The organism is Deltaproteobacteria bacterium (assembly GCA_019309045.1).
In the GTDB taxonomy this organism is placed as follows: Bacteria; Desulfobacterota; Syntrophobacteria; order BM002; family BM002; genus JAFDGZ01.
Map to the genome: position 1 here is coordinate 1 of JAFDGZ010000109.1, position 8,219 is coordinate 8,219.

9 protein-coding genes are annotated in these 8,219 nt (G+C 53.4%); 6 read left to right on the forward strand and 3 right to left on the reverse strand.

Going from position 1 to position 8,219, the window contains the following annotated elements:
* The 3 genes from JRI89_15600 to JRI89_15610 form a co-directional block, all read right to left on the reverse strand.
* A partial coding sequence (locus JRI89_15600; GenBank protein MBW2072663.1) for a hypothetical protein occupies window positions 1-260 on the reverse strand: 260 nt, incomplete at its 3' end.
* Window positions 261-326: 66 nt separating this feature from the next.
* Window positions 327-1,691, reverse strand: coding sequence for a serine dehydratase subunit alpha family protein (locus JRI89_15605; protein ID MBW2072664.1), 1,365 nt, complete (start codon window positions 1,689-1,691; stop codon window positions 327-329).
* Between the two features lie 157 nt (window positions 1,692-1,848).
* Window positions 1,849-2,637 (reverse strand): hypothetical protein, encoded by a 789-nt coding sequence (locus JRI89_15610; GenBank protein ID MBW2072665.1) that lies wholly within the window; start codon window positions 2,635-2,637, stop codon window positions 1,849-1,851.
* Between the two features lie 103 nt (window positions 2,638-2,740).
* Here JRI89_15610 and JRI89_15615 point away from each other — a divergent pair, with 103 nt between their 5' ends.
* From JRI89_15615 to JRI89_15640, 6 genes are all read left to right on the forward strand, one after another.
* Window positions 2,741-3,082 (forward strand): Mth938-like domain-containing protein, encoded by a 342-nt coding sequence (locus tag JRI89_15615; protein MBW2072666.1) that lies wholly within the window; start codon window positions 2,741-2,743, stop codon window positions 3,080-3,082.
* Between the two features lie 375 nt (window positions 3,083-3,457).
* Entirely contained in the window at window positions 3,458-4,672 is a 1,215-nt protein-coding gene (locus JRI89_15620; GenBank protein ID MBW2072667.1) for an amino acid ABC transporter substrate-binding protein, read from the forward strand.
* Window positions 4,673-4,848: 176 nt separating this feature from the next.
* A complete protein-coding gene (locus JRI89_15625) occupies window positions 4,849-5,709 on the forward strand; it encodes a branched-chain amino acid ABC transporter permease (protein MBW2072668.1) in 861 nt (286 codons plus the stop codon).
* A 2-nt stretch (window positions 5,710-5,711) separates the two neighbouring features.
* Window positions 5,712-6,680: a branched-chain amino acid ABC transporter permease gene (locus JRI89_15630; protein ID MBW2072669.1), complete on the forward strand. Its 969-nt coding sequence runs from the start codon at window positions 5,712-5,714 to the stop codon at window positions 6,678-6,680.
* Window positions 6,681-6,694: 14 nt separating this feature from the next.
* Window positions 6,695-7,438, forward strand: coding sequence for an ABC transporter ATP-binding protein (locus tag JRI89_15635; GenBank protein ID MBW2072670.1), 744 nt, complete (start codon window positions 6,695-6,697; stop codon window positions 7,436-7,438).
* A 14-nt stretch (window positions 7,439-7,452) separates the two neighbouring features.
* A complete protein-coding gene (locus JRI89_15640) occupies window positions 7,453-8,157 on the forward strand; it encodes an ABC transporter ATP-binding protein (GenBank protein ID MBW2072671.1) in 705 nt (234 codons plus the stop codon).
* The last annotated feature ends 62 nt before the right edge of the window (window positions 8,158-8,219 follow it).

The window sequence follows — 8,219 nt, forward strand, 5'->3', positions numbered from 1 at the left end:
AGAAATTCTTGAATTTTCTTCTTGCTACTCTCTATCGACTCATAGAGTGCGCCGAGGTCGTTGCCGGCCTCGGTGAAGGCAATGGGCCAGATTACTATATCTGCCGGCAGTTCCCGCTCAGCCAATCCCTTGACAGTGACGGAACGTTCATATTCCTTGATCTTGATAGCGGCATTGCCAAGCAGATAGCCCAGGGCAGCCAATCCCAGGAAAATGGCGGCACCCAGGATCAGGGCGTTCACCCTGTTTCCTTGATTCATTCCTTACTCCAGATTGCTTGCAGGCACTCGGCTGTGCAACTGCGTATCATACTCAAGCAGGCGAGGTCACAGGCTACCCCCTGATTTTCCCTTGCGGGTATCGTGCAGGCTATCCTCCTTTGCTGCACCATTTCTCTTGGAACCAATCAGGGCAGAAGCCTTTGCTATCATTACGTTCAGCATGGTGTCGTTTGCCAGCGACATGCCAATGGTGCCGATCAGGCTCAGATTTCTGATGGTCTCATCAACCGTGGGTCCAACGAAACCTTCTGTCTGCGTAATGCCGTAATTGTTCAGCGCCATGTGGGCGGCGCGTATTGCCGAATTTGTCGAACTTGCCACTTTCAGGGCGCAGCCCTCCTTGGCCCCATCGCAAAGCATGCCCCCCAGGTCGCTGATGAGATTGTTTGCCGCCAGGGTGATTCTGGCCATGTCTTTGCCGGCCCGTTGATAGACCATGGCCACAGCAGCACCCACGCCGCCGCCAATCGAGCAGCCGCACAGCGGTGAGAGCTCGCCGGTAAAGCACTTGATGTAGCTGTTCATCAAGTGCGACAGGGCAATGCTGCGCACAATAACATCTTCTGCCACCCCGTAGTGTCTGCCGATCAGATACGGAACCAGGATCGCCACAATCCCCTGATTTCCACTGCCGCCGCTGGCCATAACAGGCAGGTTGAGTCCAGCCATGCGAGCGTCCACGGCAGAGGCAGCCATTACCTCGCAGGAAGAGAATATGTTGTCCTCCCGGAGCTTCTTGGCAACCAGTTCAGAGATATAGTAGCCAACCCTGTGCAGCGAATACCCTTCCTGCCAGACCTGCAGATTCATGTCGATGCCGCGCTGGATGTAGTCGTAGTCCTGCTGGTCTATCTCCTCCACAAGGTCAACGAGCTCGGCTGTGCTGGTGTTTTTCAAGGCGGTTCGCAAGTCATCGTCGCTGGTCTGCTCCGCCGCCTCATCTGACCGAAAAAGTTCCCGGCCGTTGCGCTCCAATCTGACCAGGTTGGTGTGCGAGCCCTCGATAACCGCCCGGGCCGTGTTCTTGCCGCTGCGCAGCAGCACATCGATATAGAGGTGCCTTTTGGACTTATCACAGCTTATCTTTGCCCTGTCCGCTCTGATAAGGGCTTTCGCCCTCCCGAGCAGCTCTTCGCTGACGCAATTCATTATCTCCATCTTCAACTGCGGTCGCCTGATCAGAGCGCCCAGTACGCCGGCAATCAGGTTGCCCCTTTCGCCGCCGGTATTTGGAATGGCAACGGCAAAGCCGTTCTTGTAGACGCCTGGGTCGACGGATATGTGGATTTCGCCTATCTCACCGCCGAGCTCCTTGCCCGCAAGGCTGGCCGCGTAGGCTACAGCAATCGGCTCTGTGCAACCGAGTGCTGGAAACACATCGCGCTCGAGTACTTCCCTGAGAAGGTTCAATTGCTCTCTCCCCCAGAGCAGCTACAGCCTGGCGCACCACTACAATAGACGACCACACCAAAACAGCCGGACTCGCTTTGCATAACAAATCCGGACCCAGAAAGAAAGCGCTAAATGATTTTCAGCACTGCCAGGCCGGAAAAAGGTTGACCTGTGTCTAGCAGCGCTCCCAGATCATGGCAGGTGCGGCCTGTCGAAAAAGGCTGTCACTACCTGCAGGCAGCCGCTCCTTGCGGCCCACTACCAGCAAACCGCCGGGCAGCAGGGCTCGGTGGAACTTGCCTGTCATCTCCAATTGTAGAGAATCGGTAAAATAGGTGTACACCAGGTTGCGGCAGAAGATGACATGCTGGCCCTCGAGGGGATCATCCCACAGTAGATTGTGCACTTTCCAGGAAATCTCCTGCCACAAATCTTCTTGAAGTATGTAGGAGCCCTGCGCAAATCTGAAATATTTCTCTCGCAGCTCCCTGGGCAGCTCTCTCAAAGAGCTCGGTGCATACCTGCCTGCTCTGGCCCTTGCCAGACAGCGCTCGTCAATTTCGCTTGCCACAATGAGCACTCTGCGGCTGCAATGTCTGAAGTGTTCCCGCCACAACATCAGCAGGCTGTAAGGTTCTTCACCACAGGCGCAGCCCGCCGACCACAACCGCAGGGGTTCTCCAGGCGGCAGCTGCTCGAGCAACGTGGGCAGCCACTTGTCTCTCAGGGCCCCGAAAAGATCGCGGTTGCGCCAGAAGCGGGAGATGGTCACCGTCAATTTCCCGGTCAAGCGGCGCTGCTCCTGGAGATGGGTGAGCAGATAGTGCTGATATGGCGCCAGGCCTGTAAAACCGGCCAGGCGCATCTGCTCCATAACGCGCCGTTTCACGTTACTGCTGCGAAACCGCCGCCAGCGAAGCCCCAGGTAGGGCAAAGTGGTTTTTACAAAGTCCCTGTACTCCATGAGGCAATCCAAGGGCCCTGGCATTCAGCCATTCTATCAGCTAATATTGTCTATTGAGGTGCATCTCATAGACCACAGTAAATCTTCGCCAGGGGGAAGCGCCATGATAGATTCTTACAGCTTCGGCAGAATGATCGTCAAAGGCGAAACCCACAACCACGACCTCAAGATAATAGGTAATCAAACAATCGGCAACTGGTGGCGGCAGCGGGGCCATGCCCTCCTGCCCCAGGACATTGCCGACATTCTCGACTCGCAGGTGGACATCATCGTAATAGGCATGGGAGAGCCGGGCCACATGCAGGTAACTGACGAGGCAGCCAGGGCAATTGCAGCCAGAGGAATGGAGTTCATTGCTCTGCCCACCAGGGAAGCGGTGGCAAGATTCAACAGCCTCAAGGCTGCTGGCAAGAAGGTGGCTGGCGCCTTTCATCTCACCTGCTAGATCACCATGGCATGGCTTCAAGTCGGCGGTAGATACCTGTTCGCCAACCCTGCCGCAAGATTATTAACCCTTGTTTTTGGGGCTCTTCATATGCTAAATATACATCTTCTGAAGGCTTGCCACATCAAAGAGTAGTTGACAGGTTCCGTTTTATTTTTGCATCTGTATGGTTCGGCAGTTTTTGCTGTAGTGCCCATGGGATGCAGGCATTGGTTCCGGCCAATACCTGCAGGTAGATTGCACCCGGAGATGGTTGAATCGGCCCAATATCGCTTCTAGAGTTGGACCAGTAGATCCATCTCGGAAGGTGCTGGGATTCCGTAGGCGAGTGCATACGGAGTTTTCTGGATTACGACTTAGCACAAGGAGATAGTTATGAAAGGACTCGTGAGAACTGCTCTGATTGGTTTAATTGCTCTTGGCCTGGTCGCTTCCCTGGAGTTGCCTGCCAATGCGGCAGCTACTAAAGTCATCAAGCTGGGATGCGCCATATCATTTACAGGCGGCAAAAGCAGATCAGGAAAACTTTACCGCGATGCTTATGATATGGCCGTAGAACAGGTGAACAAGAAGGGCGGCGTCAAGGTCGGCAGCGACACCTACATGTTCAAAATTGTCTACTACGACGACAAGAGTGACCCCACCGAAAGTTCTCGCCTGGTAGAAAAGCTCATAACCCAGGACAAGGTCAACTTCCTTCTCGGCCCTTACTCCAGCGGCATCACCATACCCGACAGCCTGGTGGCTCAACGCTACGAGATCCCCATGATAGAAGGCGGCGGAGCCTCCGGCAAGATATTCAGCCGCGGCAACAAGTATATATTCGGCACCCTGCCCCCTGCGGGACAGTACTTCAAGTCAACCCTCGAGATGCTGAAAACCTTTACTCCGGCTCCAAAAACGGTAGCCATCCTCTATTCTGATGACAAGTTTGACCTCAGTGTGGCCAAGGGCACCAAGGCCCTGGCTGAACAGATGGGTATGAAAGTGGTCCTTTACGAAAAATATGCCGAAGGAGCCACTGACTTCAATTCCATCCTGACCAAGCTCAAGGCTATGAAAGCAGATGTTATGCTGGTGGCGGGTCATACGGAGGAATCTCTCAATGTCACCCAGCAGGCCAAAGAACTGAATGTATGCCCAAAGCTGATCAGCATGACCGTGGGGCCCTCGGAGGCTGACTTCCGCAAATCACTGGGCAAAGATGCCGAGTATATCTTCGGTGTGGCCAGCTGGTCGACTCAAATGAATTTCAAAGGATATCTCTTCAAAGATACCCAGGAATTCGTAAAGCTTTTCAAGGCAAAATTCGGCTATGACCCCGACTACCACAATGCCAGTGGCATTGCCGACGTAGCCGTGTTCAAGGATGCCATCGAGCGTGCCGGCAGCCTCAATCCTGAAAAGGTGCGCGACGCCATCGCTGCCACTTCCCTGGCTACCATCTATGGCCATGTCGAATTCAATCCCAATGGGCAGATCAAAGGCACCAGCGTGGTATTGCAGATTCAAGGCGGCAAGATTTATCAAGTCTATCCCGAAGGGACCAAGAAGCCGCGCTATCCTTTCCCATGTTGGAAGGAAAGATAATGACAGCGGCTAGTCATCCCTTCCGGCACCACGCCGTGAAACGCAAGGCACGACTGAGACGGCATGCAGGATGGCTATGCCTCTTGTCGTCCACAGTTAGATCATCCTGATCCCAGAGAGGAGGAAGCCAACTTCCTCCTCTTTTTTACTAAAATTGCTTTTATTGGGACTGCTGCATGCTACTCCAGATTATTGTAAACGGCATTCTCAAAGGCGGACTCTATGCCTTGATGGCTATTGGCATGGCTCTTATATGGGGAGTCATGGACATCATCAATATCGCCCATGGCTCTTTCATTATGCTGGGAGCATTCACCACCTACTGGTGCTTCTCTCTGCTCGGCATTGACCCGTTTTTGAGTCTTATCGCATCAATGCTGGTCCTTTTCCTTCTGGGCTACCTGGTGCAAAAATACCTTATTAACTTCGTAATCAGAGCCAGTGCTTTTATTACCCTCATTCTGGCTTTTGGCATCGAGATTTTTATCAACAACCTGGCTCTGGTGGCCTGGACCGCTGATGTGCGCAAAGTGAAGGTGTCGTATGGCGCCGCCAATTTTTCATTCGGCAGCTATCTGACTATCCCAACTGTCAGACTGCTGGCCTTCCTTCTGGTCATAATAATCAGCATCGTTCTATTTGTTATCCTCAATCGCACCAATCTGGGCAGATCCATAAGAGCTACCTCTCAAGATCTCGAGGCGGCTCGACTTGTAGGGGTTGATGTGGCGCGCACCTATGCTGTGACCTTCGGCATCGGTGTGGCCGCCGCTGGTGCGGCTGGCACGCTCTGGTCGATTCTCTTCCCCATCAGCCCGATGATGGGGGGAATACTGACGCTAAAGTCTTTTGTGGTTGTGATCATCGGCGGTCTCGGCAGCATGATGGGGCCTCTGATTGGCGGCCTCACCCTGGGAGTAACCGAGGCTCTCGGCACAAACTGGTTCGGCTCCACTTATGAAAACCTCATAAGCTTTACCATCCTGGTCCTCGTTCTCATAATAAGGCCCAGAGGCATACTCGGAGGCACTGATTAGGCATGAGAAACCATCTGTTGAGAAACTACCTGCTGTGCGGGGTCGCTTTACTGGCTCTGACACTCGTGCCGCTGTTCTGCAACAATTTCATTATCAGATTCGCAACTGACATTCTGATGTTCGCCATCATGGCAAGCGCCTGGAATCTTATCGGCGGCTACACCGGCTATGCCTCGTTTGGCAACGTGGTCTTTTTTGGCATCGGCGCCTATGTCACTGCAGTATTGATGGAAAAGGCAGGACTCAATTTTTTTATTGCTTTTTTGTCAGCAGGTATGGGGGCCGCCCTCTTTGCCATCCTCATTGGTCTGCCAGTTCTGCGACTCCGGGGCCATTATTTTGCCATTGCCACCCTGGGTGTTGCTGAAGCCATGAAAGCTCTGGTGCAAAACCTTGAAATAACCGAGGGAAACTCGGGCATCTACCTGCCCATGATGGATCTGGCTGTCAGAAAGCAATATTATTTTTTCTTTTACATGATGCTCGGCACCCTGGTTCTCACCCTGATCGTCACTTATATTTTGCTCAATGCCAAGCTGGGCTACTCTCTGATTGCTATTCGCGAGGATGAGGATGCAGCCAATTCCGTGGGCATCAACACCACCTATGCCAAGACCATGGCCTTTGCTCTCAGCGGCCTCTTCACCGGCTTCTGCGGCAGTATCTATGCCTATCAACAGGCATTCATCAAACCGGGGCCTGCTTTTACGGTGCACACTACCGTAAAGATGATCGTCATGGCCGTCTTTGGCGGCATGGGCAAGCTGTTCGGCCCCCTGCTGGGAGCCTTTAGCATTGAAATCATCTCCGAGTTCTTGTCCAATTATTTCCTCCTGGCCCACACCCTTTTCTTTGGCGTTGTGGTGATTCTGGCCATCGTTTTTACACCCAAGGGTATTATTGACATGATAATCCAGAAGAGATTCGGGCTCGCTTACTTTCTGGAAAATATCCGCGAACACCGGGTATAAAAAAGGTCTACCGCATGAACATTCTGGAAGGCAAGGGAATCAGCAAGAAATTTGCAGGGCTTCTGGCAGTGCGCCAGGTGGACTTTTCCTTGCAGCAGGGAGAAATTCTGGGTCTCATCGGCCCCAATGGCGCTGGCAAGACCACCCTGGTAAACGTCATTGCCGGCGTGTACAAACCCTCGGAAGGAGAAGTCTACTTCAAGGGCAAAAAAATATCGGGTATGAAACCCTACCAGATTGGCCGCCTGGGCGTGGCGCGCACCTTTCAAATCGTCAAACCATTCCCGGGCATGACGGTAAAAGAGAATGCCTCTGTGGGTGCCATGTTCGGCGCCCAGGGCAAACGCTGGTCAGCGAAAGAGGCTATAGAGAAAGCCCAGGAAATTCTGGAATTTGTTGGCCTGGGGGACCAGATGAACCAGCGGGCAGACCAGCTCAATGTGGCCTCCAGAAAAAGGCTGGAGATGGCCAAAGCTCTGGCCATGAGCCCCGAGGTGGTCCTCTTCGATGAAGTCATGGCAGGGCTTAACTTCAGCGAGATCGACCAATCCGTGGAATTGATCAAGAAAATCAGAGACAGGGGCGTGACAATTCTCATAATCGAGCACGTGATGCGAGCCATCAAAAATGTCTGTGATCGCATTTTTGTCCTGCATCATGGCGAAAAGATCGCTGACGGCTCACCGGAAACTGTCCTCAATGACGAAGAGGTGATCAAGGCCTACCTTGGCAAGAGATTCAAGGAACTGACCCGGTAGGAGGAACCACTTTGCTGCTCGAAATCAACAACCTCGACGTTGGCTATGGCGACGTACAAGTCCTCTGGGATGTGAGCATCCAGGTTGACAGGGGGCAGATCGTTGCCCTGGTTGGCTCCAACGGCGCAGGCAAATCAACCCTGCTCAAGACCATATCCGGCTTGCTGCGGCCCTACCGGGGCTCCATACGCTTTCAAGACCAGGAGATAACCATTCTACCATCCAAGGAAATCGTCAAGAGAGGCATCATTCAGGTGCCAGAAGGCCGCAGGCTCTTTCCGCAAATGAGTGTGGAGGAAAACCTCATCATGGGAGCATTCCGGCGGCAGGAATCCAAAAACGTGAACAAGGAACTGGACAAGATCTACACCATCTTTCCGCGTCTGAAGGAGCGCAGGCGGCAGAAAGCCGGCAGCCTGTCCGGGGGAGAGCAGCAGATGTGCGCCATCGGCCGGGGACTGATGGGCAATCCAGAACTGCTTCTCATCGACGAGATGTCCCTCGGCCTGGCCCCGCTCATTGTTGACAACCTCATTGACATCACCAAGGAAATAAACAGCAGGGGCACAGCAATTCTGCTGGTGGAGCAGGACGTCCAGCTGGCACTCGACAACTCTCACTACGGCTATGTTCTGGCTACTGGCAGAGTGGCCATGCAGGGACCTTCACAGGAGCTGCTGCAGAAAAAGGAAATCAAGGAAGTATATCTGGGGCTGTAGTCGGAAGTGAACTTCTTCGAGGTCAAAAAGATCAGCAAGCGCTTCGGCGGCCTGCTGGCAGT

Excerpts from the sequence above, each read along its gene's own strand:
- JRI89_15625 (MBW2072668.1), top strand. The coding sequence starts at position 4,849 with ATGCTACTCCAGATTATTGTAAACGGCATTCTCAAAGGCGGACTCTAT.
- JRI89_15635 (MBW2072670.1), top strand. The coding sequence starts at position 6,695 with ATGAACATTCTGGAAGGCAAGGGAATCAGCAAGAAATTTGCAGGGCTT.
- JRI89_15620 (MBW2072667.1), top strand. The coding sequence starts at position 3,458 with ATGAAAGGACTCGTGAGAACTGCTCTGATTGGTTTAATTGCTCTTGGC.
- JRI89_15615 (MBW2072666.1), top strand. The coding sequence starts at position 2,741 with ATGATAGATTCTTACAGCTTCGGCAGAATGATCGTCAAAGGCGAAACC.
- JRI89_15610 (MBW2072665.1), bottom strand. The coding sequence starts at position 2,637 with ATGGAGTACAGGGACTTTGTAAAAACCACTTTGCCCTACCTGGGGCTT.
- JRI89_15630 (MBW2072669.1), top strand. The coding sequence starts at position 5,712 with ATGAGAAACCATCTGTTGAGAAACTACCTGCTGTGCGGGGTCGCTTTA.